The organism is Pseudomonas sp. QLc11A (assembly GCF_052112305.1).
In the GTDB taxonomy this organism is placed as follows: domain Bacteria; phylum Pseudomonadota; class Gammaproteobacteria; order Pseudomonadales; family Pseudomonadaceae; genus Aquipseudomonas; species Aquipseudomonas laurylsulfatiphila.
Genome location: NZ_JAVAJJ010000015.1, coordinates 138,580 through 152,940, shown reverse-complemented (window position 1 = coordinate 152,940; position 14,361 = coordinate 138,580). Strand labels below are relative to the sequence as shown.

Below are 14,361 nucleotides of genomic sequence, written 5' to 3'. Positions count from 1 at the left end.
AGAACTAGCCCATGCTGCGTTCAGCTGTCGCGCAACAAGACCCTGTGTCCGGCCCGGTCGTGCCAATGGTCGAGAGTCAGCTATTTGAGCAGGTGCTGGATGAGGTTCGCCAACGCCGCGAAGAATTCGACGCCGGCTCCCACGTGCCTCGGGACATGATCGAGCGCTTCAAGCAGTTGGGTATCTACCGCGCCGCCACGCCGAAATGCTACGGCGGCGACGCCCTGGCGCCGGCGCTGTTCCTGCACATGATCGAACGCATCTCCGAAGCCGACGGCTCGGCGGGCTGGGTCGCCAGCTTCGGCAGCGCCGGTGTCTATCTGGCGGCCTTGCCACCGCAAACCCTGGCTGAAATCTACGCGGAGAGTCCGGACCTGGTGTTCGCCGGCGGGTTGTTCCCGCTGCAGCCAGCCGAGGCGGTGGAAGGCGGCTGGCAGGTCAACGGCACCTGGAAGTTCGCCAGCGGCAGCAAAGGCGCGGACCTGCTGGGTGTCGGCATCGGCGCCAGTGCGGCGGGCGGCAAACCGCGCACGGCGGTATTCCCGGCCAGCCAGGTCGAGATCGTCGAGAACTGGGACGTGGTCGGCCTCAAGGGCACCGGCAGTCATGACCTGCGCGTCACCGACAAATTCGTCGAGGACCGCTGGACCTTCATCCGTGGCGGTGCCGCCACCATCGACGAACCGCTGTTCCGCTACCCGTCGATCGCCTACGCCGCGCAAGTGCTGGCCGTGGTCAACCTCGGCCTGGCCCGTGCAGCGCTGGACGAAATCAGTCGCATGGCCGGCGCCGGCGGCATTACCGGTGCGCCGAAAATGGCCGACCGCGCTTACGTGCGCATCGAGATCGCCAAGGCCGAAGCCAAGCTGATGGCCGCACGGGGGTTCTTCTACAACGCCACCGAGCAGGTGTGGAACTCGATCCTGGCCGGCAACCCGGTCACGCCGGAGCAGACCAGCCTGCTGCGCCTGTCGGCGATCCATGTCTCCCAGGCGGGGGCCGAGGTGGTGCAGAGCGCCTACAGCCTGGCCGGGACCACCGCCATTTACCTGCGTCATCCGCTGCAACGCTACCTGCGCGACTCGATGGTGGTGACCCAGCACGCCTTCCTCAGCGAAGGGCTGTACGACGGCGCCGGCTCGGTGTTCCTCGGCGTGCCGCCGTTCCCGGGCTACGTCTGATTTTTCATTACTTTTTTCAAGGATCAACAGCATGTCCCAAGCTACCCAGGAACCGTTGCGCGTCGTCTTCTGCATCGGCATCACCCAGAACTTTTTCGACCTGCCCACTGGCGAAGGCCTGAGCGTGTGGAAGGGCTTCAGCCAGATGATGGGCTCCCTCGGCGCCATGCCCGGCATCACCGTGCTCGGTGCCATGGACGACGACCGCTTGATGGTCGGCCCGTCCACCACCTCACCCTGGACCGTGTACATCATGGCCGACGTCGACTGCCACCAGTCGGTGATCGACGCCTGCAACCTGTTCCGTACCACGCCGGTGGGCGAGTACAGCCTGTGGCGTTACGCCAAGGTCGAAGCGCGCATCGGTCGCCCGCTGACTATCCCTGACGCGGCCAGGGTGTAAGCCATGAACGAGGCCTTGCTGCAGCGTCTTCAGACGCTCGAAGGGGAGAGCGCAGTGCGCCGTTTGATGGCGCGCTACATGGATCTGTGCGATGTGCCGAGGGCGCTTACCCATGTCAGCGAATTGGCTGAGCTGTTCTGCATCGATGCGATCTGGGAAGGCGTCGGCAGCCAGACCGCGCAGACCTTTGGTCAGCACCGTGGGCGTGATGCCGTGGCAGCTTTTGTCGGCAGCTATTTACCGCCGTCCGAGCACTTTTGCCTGAACCTGCATTACCTCACCAGCGAGTCGATCAGCGTCGACGGCAGCACGGCGCAAGGGCAGTGGATCATGCAGCAGATTTCCACCTACGCCGATGGCCGCAGCGAGCTGTTCGGCACGCGCCTGAACATCGATTTCCGCTGCGTTGACGGCACCTGGCTGATCGCCCATTTCCGCACGCAACGGCTGTTCAACATGGAGCTCTTCACCTTGGGAGCGGGCACATGAGTACTTTCATCAGCGAATTCCTTCTCGGTGGCAACGGCAAGCGCGTCGCCATCAAGGACTCCATCGACATTGCCGGCCACCCGACCCGTTCGGGCAGCCGTGCCTTCGCCGATGCACCCGCTGCAACGAAAAACGCCGAAGTGGTCGACGCGATCCTCGACGCCGGCTGGCAGATCGTCGGCAAGACCAACCTGCATGAACTGGCCTTTGGCGTCACCGGCATCAACGACTGGACCGGTACACCGGTGAACCCGCAGGCGCCGGACCGGGTGCCGGGCGGTTCCTCCAGCGGTTCGGCCTCGGCCGTCGCCGCCGGCCTGGCAGACATCGCCCTCGGCACCGACACCGGAGGTTCGGTGCGGGTGCCGGCAGCGTGCTGCGGTATCGCCGGGCTCAAGCCGACCTATGGCCGTGTCAGCCGCATCGGTGCTCATCCGCTGGAGTCCAGCCTCGATTGCGTCGGGCCGTTCGCCAAAAGCATGGACGACCTGATCGCCGCCATGCGGGTGATTTGTCCAGGCTTTGAGGTGCAGGGACTGCCCGCAGACGGCGCGAAAGTCGGCTTCCTCGACGTGGCCTGTGACACGCATCTGCAAGCCAGTCTCGGTGCCGCAGCCGACCGTGCCGGCTGGCGTCGCAGCCACCTGCACCTGAGCGAATTCGAAGCGGCGTTCGCCGCCGGCCTGACCGTGATCAATTTTGAAAACTGGGCCGCGTTCGGTCATCTCACCGGCAAAGGCCTGATCGGCGCCGATGTCGAGACACGCCTGCTGGCGGCCAGCCGTACTACGCGTGAAGAGCTCGCAGAGGCAGAGGCCGTGCGCGCGCGCTTCACGCAACAGGTCGATGCGGCGCTGGAAGACTTTGCCGTGTTGCTGTTGCCGACGCTGCCGACCTTGCCACCAACCCTCAGCGAAGCCCGCGCCGGCAGCAAGGCCGTGGCTGGCATGACCCCGCTGGTGCGGCCTTTCAACCTCAGCGGTCACCCGGCGCTGACGGTGCCGGTGGAGCTCGATTGCGGCGGATTGAAAGTCGGCCTGCAAATCGTCGGCCGCAAAGGTCAGGACGAGCTGGTCTGCGCCTTTGGCGCGCAACTTCAAGCCTCTACAACCCAAATCTGAAAAGAAGCCATGAGGAGAACCGCATGAGCACTCATGAATACCGGCTGATCGCAACGTCGAAAAGCCCCGAAGACCTGGTCAGTCACGACCGCGTCGACGTCTCGCTGTACAACGACCCGGCGCTGTTCGAAGCCGAGCTGGAAAAGATTTTCTACCGCACCTGGGTGTGGGTGGCCCACGAAAGCGAGGTGCGCAACAGCGGCGACTTCAAGACCGCCACCATCGGCCGTCGCCCGGTGATCGTCGTGCGCGACAAGAAGAACACCATCAACGTCCTGGAAAACCGTTGCCGCCACCGTGGCGCCACCGTGTGCGAGAAGCACAAGGGCAACGCCACCGGCTTCACCTGCCCGTACCACAGCTGGTCCTATGGCCTGGACGGCAAGCTGCGGGCGTTGCCGTATCCGGACGGTTACGAAGGCATCCTGGAGAAGTCCGAACTGCCGCTGACCAGCCTGCGCGTCGAAAGCTACGCCGGCATGGTCTTCGCCAGCTACAACGACGAGATCGAACCGCTGGAAGACTTCCTCGGCGGTGCCAAACACTGGATGGACCTGTTCATGAAGCAGGGCGCCGGCTACCCGATCAAGACCCAGGGTGAACACAAGTTCAGCTTCAAGGGCAACTGGAAGATCCAGCTGGAAAACACCACCGACGGTTATCACTTCCCGATCGTGCACAAGTCGTTCATGTCGTCGGTGGACGAAGAAACCTCGGAAATGCTCTCGTTCATGACCGATGAACAAGCCGTGACCCACTCGTTGGGCAATGGCCACAGCGTGATGGTGATGGTGCCGGAGCACGTCGACCTGGATCACGACGACGGCACCGAACAGTTGCAGGAACGCTTCGCCCACGTCACTGAAGAACTGTCGAAAACCCTGCCGGCCGATCAGGTGCGTCGCATCGTGCGCTCGCTGCACGGCGCCGGTTTCAACCTGAACCTGTTCCCCAACGTGGCGATGTCGATGTCGTTTTTCCGCGTGCTGCGCCCGGTGTCGGTCACCGAAACCGAGATCCGTCACGTGGCCCTCGGCATGGACGGCGGCCCGGAAATCGCCAACCGCGAGCGCATGCGCATCCACGAACACTTCCAGGGTCCGTTCGGTTTCGGCAGCCCTGACGATGCCGAAGCCTGGGACCGCGTGCAGCGCGGCTCGTATGCCGGCGTCGACGCGCCGATCCTGGTCAACCGCGGCCTGAACCGCGAAATCACCGCTGAAAACGGCGACAAGGTCAGCCACGCCACCGACGAAGGCGGCATGCGCGGTGCCTACGACATGTGGAAAAGGATGATGAGCCAATGAGCAATCACGACACCCTGAACGGTTTTACCGGTCCCCTGGCCCAGGCCATCGAATTCATCTGGCGCGAAGCCGAACTGCTCGACCACAAGAACTATGCCGAGTGGGCGACCCTGTGGAGCGACAGCGGCAAGTACATCGTGCCGATCGACCCGGACACCGAGGATTTTGAAGCGACCCTCAACTACGCCTACGACGATGCACGCATGCGTGCCCTGCGCATCGAACGACTGAGCGCCGGCTTCTCGCCGTCGGCGGTGGACGCGGCGAAAACCATTCGCACCGTCTCGCGTTTCCGTCTGGTGGAAGCGGCCGGTGACATCGTCGAAGTGAATTCCGCGCAGTTGCTGTACGCCTACAAGCGCGGCGTGCACACGCCATTCGTGGCCGACCTGAACCACCGCATCCGCTTCACCGACGGCGTGCCGACCCTGGAACGCAAGGTGGTGCGCCTGATCAACTCCACCGACAGCCTGAGCGCGCTCGGCTTCCTTTTGTGAGGGCACCATCATGAGTCGAGTAGCCCTCGTAACGGGTGCCTCGCGCGGGCTGGGCGAGTGCATCGCCCGCCGTCTGCACGCGGCAGGTTATCGCGTGGCCCTGGCGGATGTACGCCTCGACGGCGTGCAGCAACTGGCTCTGCAACTCGATGGCAGCGGCGCCAGCGCCATGGCCATCGAACTGGATGTGCGCAGCAAGGCCGACTTCCAGCGTGCCCGCGACCTGCTCGTTGAGCAGTGGGGCGGCACCGACATTCTGGTGAACAACGCCGGCGTGTCGAAAGTCGCGGCGCTGATGGACATCACGCCAGAAGAGTTCGATGAGTCGATGGCGATCAACCTGCGCGGCACCTTCGTGGCCTGCCAGGTGTTCGGCGCGCACTTTGCCGAGCGTGGCTTCGGGCGCATCGTCAACATCGCGTCGCTGGCCGGGCAGAACGGCGGCACCGCCACCGGCGCGCACTACGCGGCGGCCAAGGGCGGCGTGGCGACCCTGACCAAGGTTTTCGCCCGTGAACTGGCGCCCCAAGGGGTGACGGTCAACAGCATCTCGCCGGGTCCGCTGGACTTGCCGGTGGTGCGCGAAACCGTGGCGCCGGAGCGTCTGGAGCAGATCCTGAAAATGATCCCGGCCGGCACCCTCGGTGATCCAGCGTTCATCGCCGACAGCGTGTTGCTGCTGATCGCCGACAACGCCGCCTCTGTCACGGGCGCGTGCTGGGACATCAACGGCGGCTTGTTCATGCGCTGACTTCATGGCTGGAAAATGATCCTTGTAGGAGCGAGCTTGCTCGCGATGGTGTGTCAGTCGACACCGATGTAACTGAAAGTCCATCGCGAGCAGGCTCGCTCCTACAAGGTCTGGATCTGGCCGTAGTGTTAAACCCAACCAAGTGTATTCAGGTGATGCAATGATGAAGGTGAAGATCGAAAGGATCGTCGACGAAGCGCTGGATATCCGCTCCTTTCGCCTCGTGCGCAGTGACGGCCAGCCGCTCGACACCTATGAACCGGGTGCCCACGTCGACCTGACCGGGCCGACTGGGGTGACCCGCCAGTATTCGCTGTGCAGCCCGCCGCAGGATCGCCGTGCGTACCTGGTGGCGGTGAAGAAAGAAGCGCAGTCGCGCGGCGGTTCGCTGGCGTTGCACGAGCAGGTCGAGGAGGGCATGGAGCTGGAAATGGGCGCGCCGCGCAACCTGTTCCGTCTCGATGAAAGTGCCAGTGAACACCTGCTGTTCGCCGCCGGTATCGGTGTCACGCCGCTGCTGAGCATGGCCTACAAACTGGCGGAAAGCGGCCAGCCGTATCGCCTGCATTATTTCGCCCGTTCGGCGCAGTACGCCGCGTTTACCGAGCTGTTGGCGACCCGTTTTGCCGACCACGTGGAGTTTCACTACGGCGTGGAGCCCGCGGATCTCGACGCAGCGTTGAGTGAATGCCTGGAGCGTGCCGGCAGCGCCGCCCATGTCTACACCTGCGGCCCGGCACCCTTCATGAACACAGTGGTGGCAGTGGCTTCGCGCAGTCGTCCGGATGAGGCCATTCACCTCGAACACTTCGCGGCGGACCCGGCGGCCAACAGCGCTCCGGCCGGCACGTTCGAAGTGGAGCTGGCCAGTTCCGGCGTGGTGCTGCACGTGCCGGCCGACGCCAGTCTGGTCGACGTGCTGCAGGCCCACGGTTGCGACATCGACACCGAATGCCGCGAAGGCATTTGCGGCACCTGCATCGTCGAAGTGCTGGACGGCGTACCGGAGCACCGCGACAACTGCCTGTCGAACAAGGAAAAGGCGTCCAACAAGCAGATCTGCGCCTGTGTATCACGGGCGCTTTCCGCTCGTCTGGTATTGGACATTTAAGCCTCGGGAAGGCTGGAAAGCGTGCGCCGGAGCCTGTTGAATGGGCGCCCGGCGGCCGTCGAGGGAGGCGATGGCTACAGAAACAACGGTTTGACGAACCGCTCGATGAAGCGGTCGAAAAATAACAACAAAAAACGTGAGGCTTTGCGGACATGATTACAGCATCGACGGTGCGCAACGAGGCGTTCGAAAGTTGGTTGAACCAGGTGAACCAGGCCTGTGGGCGTTTCGACGCACGGGCGCTGGACACTGATTTCTACGGCGAACTGGCGGAATTTCGCAGCGGTGCGATCAACCTCAGTGTGGTCGACATGGCGCACGTGCATTTGTATCGCACCAGCAAGGACGTCAGCACCAGCAGCGACGGCCACTACTACGCCGTGTTCCAGATGCGTGGCAGTTCACAGCTGGAGCAGGGCGACAACCGCGCGCAACTGGGTTGTGGCGACATTGCGCTGATCGACGCCAGCCGTCCGAGCGACATGACCTACCACGACGATTGCCGACAGCTGTCGCTGATTCTTCCGCGCCAGGTGGTCGAGCGTGGCTCGCACTTCAATGCCGTCAACTGCGCCACGCGCATCGCGGCCAGCAGCCCCCTGGCGGCGATGGCCAACAAGCTGGTGCTGGAGACTCGCCAGCAGGAAGGGCTGGACATGCAGGAAAGCGAGGCCGTGCTCGATGCCCTGGCCAGTTTGTTGTTGCCAGGTATCAGCGCCCGGGACAGCGCGGCTGATCCCCATGAGCGGCAGTTCCGCAAGATCATCGCGTTCATTGACGCACATCTCAGCGACGAAGAACTGTGCCCCGAGTTGATCGCCCGTGAAGTCGGGATTTCCGTGCGCGGCCTGTACCGGATGTTCTCCAAGCGCGGGCTGGTAGTGGCGCAGTACATCAAGCATCGTCGCCTGGACTTCTGCGCCGAAAACCTGCGCCGCGCCGATGTCGAGCAGAAGCTGTCGGCGCTGTGTTATGCGTGGGGCTTCTCGGATTCGAGCTACTTCTCGTCGGCCTTCAAATCGCGCTTCGGCGTGTCACCAGGGGCTTATCGCAAGCGCTATAGCCACAACTGACATCTACCATTGATGGTGTATTTGCTGGCCTCATCGCGGGCAAGCCCGCTCCCACAATAGATCTCTGGTGAACACAAAGCCTGTGTACGGCCGGGATCAAAAAATGTGGGAGCGGTGAACACAAGATCTGTGTACGGCCGGGATCAACCTGTGGGAGCGAGCTTGCTCGCGATGAGGTCCGACGGCGAATACAAAATGCTCAATGCCGCACCGGCTCATCCACCGGCAAATGCAGCACCTCGCGCACCAGCATGGCGATGCTGGTCACGCCCATCTTTTCCTTGATCTTGGTGCGGTGCACGTCAACGGTCTTCACGCTGATGTTCAGCTCCCGCGCGATCACCTTGCTGGCCTTGCCATCGATCACCAGCATCAACACTTCCCGTTCCCGGCTGGTCAGCAACGCCAGTTTGCCCTGCAGGTTCTGACGCTGTTGTTGATCGGCCTGGGCGTGCACGGCGGTCTTCAGCGCGGCCTGGATGCGGTCGATCATCTGTTGCGGGTTGTAGGGCTTCTCGACGAAATCCAGCGCGCCGTTCTTCATCGCCGTGACCGACATCGGAATGTCGCCATGGGCCGAGACGAAGATGGTCGGCAGAGTACTGCCGCGCTGGTTGAGGATTTCCTGCAACTGGAAACCGCTGGTCTCCGGCATGCGCACGTCGAGCACCAGGCAGGCGGGCTGTTTGGGGTCGTACTGGCTGAGGAATTCTTCGGCGCCGGCAAAGCACTGCGCCTGCACGCTGACGGACTCCAGCAACCACGCCAGCGAAGTGCGCAGGTCCTTGTCGTCGTCAACGATATAAACAATCGGTTTGCGGGTTTCCATCGGGGGCTGCCACGAAAGTTTTCTAATTATTGTTTTCGCACGCGAACGCGCGGCACGCATCGGCTCGTCTTTCTGGAGCCTGTAAGCAGAATACCCACTGTGGCCGGCCCTTGCGATAAAGAAACCACCTAGTCGACTAGCGGAAACCCAACCTCGCCATGGGGATCGTCAGAATGGTTGTGCCGCGCCCGCAGCCTTAGTCTTGCTCCATCACCTACGGGCCGCAAGATGGCGGTCCTCCTGAAGGAAGGGGCATCGACATGGCCGACCTGAGCCAGCAGCAAATCGACTTTCGCAACGCCATGGCGCAGTTGCCTGCGGCGGTGAACATCATCACCACCAACGGCCCCGGCGGGCGCTGTGGCATCACCGCCAGCGCCGTGTGCTCGGTGACCGACTCACCGCCCACCGTGCTGGTGTGCGTCAACCGCAACAGCGCCACCCACGACGTGTTCCGCACCAACGGCCACCTGTGCGTCAACGTGCTGTGTGGCGAGCAGGAAGAACTGGCCCGACACTTCGCCGGCATGACGAAGGTGCCGATGGCCGAGCGTTTCGCCTGGGACCTGTGGGACGACGGCGCGGCCGACGTGCCGGTGCTGCGCGATGCCCTGGTGCAGCTCGAAGGGCGGATCAGCGAGTGCAAGGAAGTGGGCTCGCACTCGGTGATGTTCGTGGAGCTGACGAAGGTCGGCGTGCGCGAACCACGTGACAGCCTGGTGTATTTCAACCGCTTGTTCCATCGCCTGGAACATGCCGGCGCGCATTGCTGATAGACCGCGTTATCGTTCAATCGCGAGCAAGCTCGCTCCCACAGTGGATTTGAGTCGAACACAGATGTTGCGTTCGCTGAAAGTCCCTGTGGGAGCGAGCTTGCTCGCGATGGCGGTGCCAGTTTGGAATGTTTGTTTAACGGCTGTAGGAGTAACTTCCTGCAAGCTACAACACCTTGCGGCATTGCCTACAGGTACGCCAGAATCCGCCGGCTTGTGCGTCTTGGAGGTCATCGGTAACTTGGTCCGCATCACTGATTTCCAGTGGTCGGGTTTAGCAGCCCGTGGTGACACGAGGTGCATTGGCAGTCCACACAGTCAGGTATTCCCCATCCCTGCACTTGACGGCAGCTGTGCGCAGGGCGCCCTCGGGCGCGCCGGTTTCGTGTCTCCCCGGTCTGCTAACCTGCGTACAGCCGCCACCCTACATTCGTTTAGCAGCGAATCGGTGACGGCTCCAGTTCTGGAGACCGAACGATGTTGAAGGTTACCCCTGATCCACCGCAAGACGACGCTTGTCCCAACCCGGCCCTGCACATCATGGCCACCCCGCACAAACCCTCCACACTGTTCACCATCAACCCCGACATCGACACCGAAACCCTGCTGGCCCACGCCTGCGAATCGCTGGCCTCGGCGAGTGTCATGGCCAATGACCTGGCGGGCTTCCTGGAAGGCACCCACCGCAACACCCTGCTGGGCATCGCGCAAGTGATCATGCTGGGGGAGTTGGCGGTGAATAGGGCGCTGGATCAGGTCGATCGCCCCGGCTAACCACGAACACTGTGGGAGCGGGCTTGCTCGCGAAGGCGGAGTGTCAGTCGATGATGATGTTGGCTGTGCTGGCCTCTTCGCGGGCAAGCCCGCTCCCACAGGGATCTCTGGTGAACACAAGGTTTGTGCATGGCAGATATTCAAGTGTGGGAGCGAGCCTGCTCGCGAAGGCGGGGTGTCAGGCGACGGTGATGTTGGATGTGATGGCTTCTTCGCGGGCAAGCCCGCTCCCACAGGGATCTCTGGTGAACACAAGATTTGTGCATGGCAGAGATTCAAATGTGGGAGCGAGCCTGCTCGCGAAGGCGGGGTGTCAGGCGACGGTGATGTTGGATGTGCTGGCCTCATCGCGGGCAAGCCCGCTCCCACAGGGATCTCTGGTGAACACAAGAAGTGAGTACGCCAAAAATCCAGTGTGGGAGCGGGCTTGCCCGCGATGGCTGCGTGTCAGGCAACCCAAATCTCAGATCCGAAAACTCCCCACCAACTGATTCAGCCGCCCGGCCTGCTGTTCCAGCTCGGTACAAGCGCGCAACGTCGCTTGCAAATTCTCCACCCCTTGCTGGTTCAGGCTGTTGATCCGGGTGATATCGACGTTAAGGGCTTCGACCACCGCCGTCTGTTCTTCCGTGGCGGCGGCGACGGACTGGTTGACGTTGTCGATCTCGCCGATGCGCTGGGTCACGCTGCCCAGGCGGGAGCCGGCGAGGTTGGCGATGGTGACGCTTTCTTCGCTGTGGCGCTGGCTCTCGGTCATGGTGGTGACCGATTCCCGCGCGCCCACTTGCAGTTCCTCGATCATCTGCTGGATCTCCAGCGCCGAGGCCTGGGTGCGTCCGGCCAGGCTGCGCACTTCGTCCGCCACTACCGCGAAACCACGACCCGCTTCACCGGCCCGCGCCGCTTCGATGGCCGCATTGAGCGCCAGCAGGTTGGTCTGCTGGGAGATGCCCTTGATCACTTCGAGGATCTGCCCGATGTTCACGGTCTTGTCGTTGAGCACTTCGATGTTGGCGCACGAGGCACTGATCTTGCCCGACAGTTCGTTCATCACCTCGATCGTGCGTTGCACCACCTGGCGTCCGTCCTCGGCCTGTTGTCGGGCACCGGACGCCTGGTGCGAAGCATCGCTGGCGTTGTGGGCGATCTCCTGGGCGGCCGCGCCCAACTGGTTGATCGCCGCCGCCACGCTGCTGGTGCGGGTGGATTGATCGTCGAAATTGCTCAGCGAAGCGTTCGATGCATCCAGCACGCGCCGCGCCCCTTCATTGACACCGAGAGCTGCCGAGGACACCTGGCGCATCGACTGGTGGATGCGTTCGACAAAACGGTTGAAGGCGGTTGCCAGTTGGCCGATTTCATCCCGCGATTGCACCTGCAGGCGCCGGGTCAGGTCGCCTTCGCCGAGGGAGATGTCCTCCATCACGCGGGTCAGCACTTGCAGCGGCCGGGTAATGCGCCGCGCCGTGTACCCGATCAACAGCAGGCCGAGCAGGGCCGAACCGCCACCGAGCAGCAACTCCAGCGCGGTGCTTTGCACGCCTTGGGCATCGAGTTCCTTTTGCAAGGTGGTCACCGGCGCCAGCAGGACGTCTTGCGGCACGCCGACCAGCACGCCCCACGGTGCGGCGCCGGCAATCGGTGACAGCGGCTCAAGCACCTCGATCTGCCGGGCGTCGACAAACACCTTGGGTTTGCCCCGGTGCAAGGCGTCCATCACCTCGGCGCTGTCCATCGGCTGGCCGAGGCGGCTGACGTCCTGGCTGTTGGCGGAGATCACCCCGCGCGGGCTGACGATGCTGATCTGACCGTTGCCTTCGAACAACTCACGGGCGCTGGCCTGGCTGTTCTGTTGCAGGGCGGCGAGGTTGATGTCGAGCCCGACCACGGCGATCACCTTGCCGTTTTCCAGCAGCGGGAAGGCCACGCTGGTCACCAGTTTGCGGCTGCCGGACGCCTCGTCGAAATAGGGCTCGAGCACACAGGCCTGACGGGTGTCGCGGGCGCATGTATAGAAGGCGTTGTAGGGCGCACCGCTCGGCCCCGGCTCGGTGTTGGCGAGCAGGCCTTCGTCGCCGATCACCGCTTGCAGCTCGCCGGGTTTGCTCTGCACCCAATACAGGGCGAAGCGCCCGGTTTCGTTGCTGCCAATGTCCGCCTGATGGGCGAAAGCGGCGTCGTCGCCGTCGAGTCCACCGGGTTCGAAAATGACATAAAGCCCGAGCAGGTCGGGCTTGTCGATCAAGGCCTGGTGAAGCTGGGTACTCAGCTCCCGGCGCAGTTGCTGGCGGGTCAGGCTGCCCTGTTGTTGCAGTTGTCGCAGGTACAACAGGTAGCGCGATAACCCCTGACCGTACTCGTGGGTCTGCATGAAGGTGCGTTGCACTTGCATGGCCTGCACTTTGCCCAGGGCCTGCATGTGTTCCCTGGCCGCATTGGCGAGCATGTCACCACTGGCTTGTGCAACCTGCTGGCTGCTCTTGTGAGTCTGATAGAGCGACAAGCCCATCAGCAGGCCGACGACCAGCAGCAGGCAGAGCCCGGCGAGGAGGGCGATCTTGCTCTGGATCGTCAGGAGTTTCTTGTGCATTGGAAATACCTTTTTCCACGTGGGCAATGACGCTGCCATTGCCCACGACCGAGGTTAGAAACCGGTGACGAACAGCAGTTGGGCGTAGACGTTCCGGTCGTTGTTGCCCAGTTGCGTGCCGCCGTTTTCGGCGCTCTTGTCCGGCTGGTAGATGCCCACCAGCGGCATCACGGTCAGGTGGTCGTTGACGTGCCATTCGGCATACAGGTCGACTTCGTGGCCGTCGGTATTGCCCAGGCTGCGATCGATGGTGTCGAAGTTGAAGTACAGCGCGCCCAGGTTGAGGTTTTCCAGCGGCGAGACTTTCAGCCCGACGTTCTGAATCCGCGAGTTGCTGTTGAACGGCCCGGCGTAGTTGCCCGCCACTTCACCCTGGAACCAGGTGCCATAACCACGGCTCATGCCGTAGAACAAGGTGTCGTAGCCTTCCGAGAAGCGGCTGTAGCGGTAGCTGACGTTCGGGGTCCAGATCGCCTCGGAGAAGGTCCAGCCGGCTTCCAGGTACCAGGCGTCTTCGGTGGCGGCGTGGGGTTTGTCCTGCTTGGCGTACTCGCCGGACAGGAACAGGTCTTTCACTCCGGCATTGCCCGCCGCGCGCACGCTATAGGTCTTCATGCCGTCGCGTTCGAGCTGGATCGGCGAGGCGTACTGCTCGTCGATGTCGGTGGTCTTGATGTAGGTCAGGCCCACCGTGCCGGCCTCGGCCACGTGTTCCAGGGTGCCGACGTACATTTCGGTCTTGGCCTGGGCGCGGTTGTCGGACTTGAGCCACATCAGGTCGCTGCGCCAGCCTTCCTTGCCGCCCAGGCGCAATACGGCGGTTTCGTCGAAGGCTTTGCGAGCGGCCAGGTAGTAGGCGCCGCCACGGTTGAACTCGCCGTCGGCCAGGCCCTTGCCCATATTCAGGGCGTCGCCGTTGATCAGGAAGCCATCGCCGACCACGATGTTCTGGCGGCCGAAGGACAGGTCCACACCGTCCTTGCCCAATGCGCCAAACAGGTCGGCCGAACGCCAGCCGAGGTAGGCGTCTTCGAACTTGGTGGTGCGTTCCGAGCCATCGCTGAAACCGGCGGCATCGCCATCGCCCCAGGTGCCGGAGCTGAGCAGGTTGCCCGCGCCGTAAGCCGTGCCCGCACCGCCCAGGCCCTTGTCGAAACTCAAACCGTATTTGATGTAGCCCTCGCGCCACGACGAGGAACCTTCGTCGAGACGGCCGGACAGGGCGTAGTTTTCCTGGCTGTGGAAAATGCCGAACGCGGCTTCGAGGGTGGCGTTCAGATGGCTGTCATCATCGGCGTACAGCTCATAGGCATTGGCCTGGCCGGCGCTGATCATCAGCGCGAGCGTCGAGAGACGAAGCAAGGGGGACTTGAGCATGGTGTGGCATCCGTTCTTGTTCTTGAGCGCAGGTTTGCGGTCTGCCCGGATACTAAGTCGCGCCTTTCGTTCGCCCTTTTCCCTG

At 63.0% G+C, this 14,361-nt stretch carries 13 protein-coding genes and 2 pseudogenes; 11 read left to right on the top strand and 4 right to left on the bottom strand.

What is annotated here, in order from left to right:
* Window positions 1–11: 11 nt before the first annotated feature.
* From Q8X48_RS21285 to feaR, 9 genes are all read left to right on the top strand, one after another.
* The gene (locus Q8X48_RS21285) at window positions 12–1,181 is read left to right on the top strand and encodes an acyl-CoA dehydrogenase family protein (RefSeq protein ID WP_407802497.1); all 1,170 of its coding nucleotides are present in this window, start codon (window positions 12–14) and stop codon (window positions 1,179–1,181) included.
* A 31-nt stretch (window positions 1,182–1,212) separates the two neighbouring features.
* Window positions 1,213–1,584, top strand: coding sequence for a hypothetical protein (locus tag Q8X48_RS21280; RefSeq protein WP_007978123.1), 372 nt, complete (start codon window positions 1,213–1,215; stop codon window positions 1,582–1,584).
* Window positions 1,585–1,587: 3 nt separating this feature from the next.
* A complete protein-coding gene (locus Q8X48_RS21275; RefSeq protein WP_407802496.1) occupies window positions 1,588–2,073 on the top strand; it encodes a nuclear transport factor 2 family protein in 486 nt (161 codons plus the stop codon).
* Entirely contained in the window at window positions 2,070–3,194 is a 1,125-nt protein-coding gene (locus Q8X48_RS21270) for an amidase (RefSeq protein WP_407802495.1), read from the top strand. The genes Q8X48_RS21275 and Q8X48_RS21270 overlap by 4 nt, the downstream gene beginning before the upstream one ends.
* A 23-nt stretch (window positions 3,195–3,217) precedes the next feature.
* Window positions 3,218–4,501, top strand: a complete 1,284-nt coding sequence (locus Q8X48_RS21265; RefSeq protein WP_407802494.1) for an aromatic ring-hydroxylating oxygenase subunit alpha — start codon at window positions 3,218–3,220, stop codon at window positions 4,499–4,501.
* On the top strand, window positions 4,498–4,998 hold the full coding sequence (locus Q8X48_RS21260) for an aromatic-ring-hydroxylating dioxygenase subunit beta (protein ID WP_407802493.1): 501 nt from the start codon (window positions 4,498–4,500) through the stop codon (window positions 4,996–4,998). Before Q8X48_RS21265 ends, Q8X48_RS21260 begins: the two co-directional genes overlap by 4 nt.
* A 10-nt stretch (window positions 4,999–5,008) precedes the next feature.
* Window positions 5,009–5,749 carry an SDR family NAD(P)-dependent oxidoreductase gene (locus tag Q8X48_RS21255; RefSeq protein ID WP_407802492.1) on the top strand — a complete coding sequence of 247 codons (741 nt, stop codon included), beginning with the start codon at window positions 5,009–5,011 and terminating at the stop codon, window positions 5,747–5,749.
* A 160-nt stretch (window positions 5,750–5,909) separates the two neighbouring features.
* On the top strand, window positions 5,910–6,860 hold the full coding sequence (locus tag Q8X48_RS21250; RefSeq protein ID WP_126045359.1) for a PDR/VanB family oxidoreductase: 951 nt from the start codon (window positions 5,910–5,912) through the stop codon (window positions 6,858–6,860).
* A gap of 152 nt (window positions 6,861–7,012) precedes the next feature.
* Window positions 7,013–7,933 (top strand): transcriptional regulator FeaR, encoded by a 921-nt coding sequence (gene feaR / locus Q8X48_RS21245; RefSeq protein ID WP_407802491.1) that lies wholly within the window; start codon window positions 7,013–7,015, stop codon window positions 7,931–7,933.
* Window positions 7,934–8,132: 199 nt separating this feature from the next.
* Here the strand turns inward: feaR and Q8X48_RS21240 are convergent, their stop codons facing one another.
* Window positions 8,133–8,762: a response regulator transcription factor gene (locus tag Q8X48_RS21240; protein WP_126045361.1), complete on the bottom strand. Its 630-nt coding sequence runs from the start codon at window positions 8,760–8,762 to the stop codon at window positions 8,133–8,135.
* A gap of 260 nt (window positions 8,763–9,022) precedes the next feature.
* Between Q8X48_RS21240 and hpaC the strand changes: the two genes are divergently transcribed.
* Both hpaC and Q8X48_RS21230 read left to right on the top strand, forming a co-directional pair.
* The gene (gene hpaC, locus Q8X48_RS21235; RefSeq protein WP_007978142.1) at window positions 9,023–9,535 is read left to right on the top strand and encodes a 4-hydroxyphenylacetate 3-monooxygenase, reductase component; all 513 of its coding nucleotides are present in this window, start codon (window positions 9,023–9,025) and stop codon (window positions 9,533–9,535) included.
* A 477-nt stretch (window positions 9,536–10,012) separates the two neighbouring features.
* Window positions 10,013–10,309, top strand: coding sequence for a DUF6124 family protein (locus Q8X48_RS21230; protein ID WP_407802490.1), 297 nt, complete (start codon window positions 10,013–10,015; stop codon window positions 10,307–10,309).
* A 463-nt stretch (window positions 10,310–10,772) separates the two neighbouring features.
* On the opposite strand, the pseudogene Q8X48_RS21225 reads toward Q8X48_RS21230, so the two are convergent.
* From Q8X48_RS21225 to Q8X48_RS21215, 3 genes and pseudogenes are all read right to left on the bottom strand, one after another.
* A pseudogene (locus Q8X48_RS21225) lies at window positions 10,773–11,795 on the bottom strand (methyl-accepting chemotaxis protein); the annotation flags it as partial.
* Between the two features lie 375 nt (window positions 11,796–12,170).
* Window positions 12,171–12,680: pseudogene (locus tag Q8X48_RS21220) on the bottom strand (cache domain-containing protein); the annotation flags it as partial.
* Window positions 12,681–12,953: 273 nt separating this feature from the next.
* Window positions 12,954–14,276: a hypothetical protein gene (locus tag Q8X48_RS21215; protein WP_407802489.1), complete on the bottom strand. Its 1,323-nt coding sequence runs from the start codon at window positions 14,274–14,276 to the stop codon at window positions 12,954–12,956.
* Window positions 14,277–14,361 lie beyond the last annotated feature (85 nt).

Excerpts from the sequence above, each read along its gene's own strand:
- Q8X48_RS21230 (WP_407802490.1), top strand. The coding sequence starts at position 10,013 with ATGTTGAAGGTTACCCCTGATCCACCGCAAGACGACGCTTGTCCCAAC.
- Q8X48_RS21240 (WP_126045361.1), bottom strand. The coding sequence starts at position 8,762 with ATGGAAACCCGCAAACCGATTGTTTATATCGTTGACGACGACAAGGAC.
- Q8X48_RS21265 (WP_407802494.1), top strand. The coding sequence starts at position 3,218 with ATGAGCACTCATGAATACCGGCTGATCGCAACGTCGAAAAGCCCCGAA.
- Q8X48_RS21280 (WP_007978123.1), top strand. The coding sequence starts at position 1,213 with ATGTCCCAAGCTACCCAGGAACCGTTGCGCGTCGTCTTCTGCATCGGC.
- Q8X48_RS21255 (WP_407802492.1), top strand. The coding sequence starts at position 5,009 with ATGAGTCGAGTAGCCCTCGTAACGGGTGCCTCGCGCGGGCTGGGCGAG.
- Q8X48_RS21275 (WP_407802496.1), top strand. The coding sequence starts at position 1,588 with ATGAACGAGGCCTTGCTGCAGCGTCTTCAGACGCTCGAAGGGGAGAGC.
- feaR (WP_407802491.1), top strand. The coding sequence starts at position 7,013 with ATGATTACAGCATCGACGGTGCGCAACGAGGCGTTCGAAAGTTGGTTG.
- Q8X48_RS21260 (WP_407802493.1), top strand. The coding sequence starts at position 4,498 with ATGAGCAATCACGACACCCTGAACGGTTTTACCGGTCCCCTGGCCCAG.
- hpaC (WP_007978142.1), top strand. The coding sequence starts at position 9,023 with ATGGCCGACCTGAGCCAGCAGCAAATCGACTTTCGCAACGCCATGGCG.
- Q8X48_RS21215 (WP_407802489.1), bottom strand. The coding sequence starts at position 14,276 with ATGCTCAAGTCCCCCTTGCTTCGTCTCTCGACGCTCGCGCTGATGATC.
- Q8X48_RS21270 (WP_407802495.1), top strand. The coding sequence starts at position 2,070 with ATGAGTACTTTCATCAGCGAATTCCTTCTCGGTGGCAACGGCAAGCGC.
- Q8X48_RS21250 (WP_126045359.1), top strand. The coding sequence starts at position 5,910 with ATGATGAAGGTGAAGATCGAAAGGATCGTCGACGAAGCGCTGGATATC.
- Q8X48_RS21285 (WP_407802497.1), top strand. The coding sequence starts at position 12 with ATGCTGCGTTCAGCTGTCGCGCAACAAGACCCTGTGTCCGGCCCGGTC.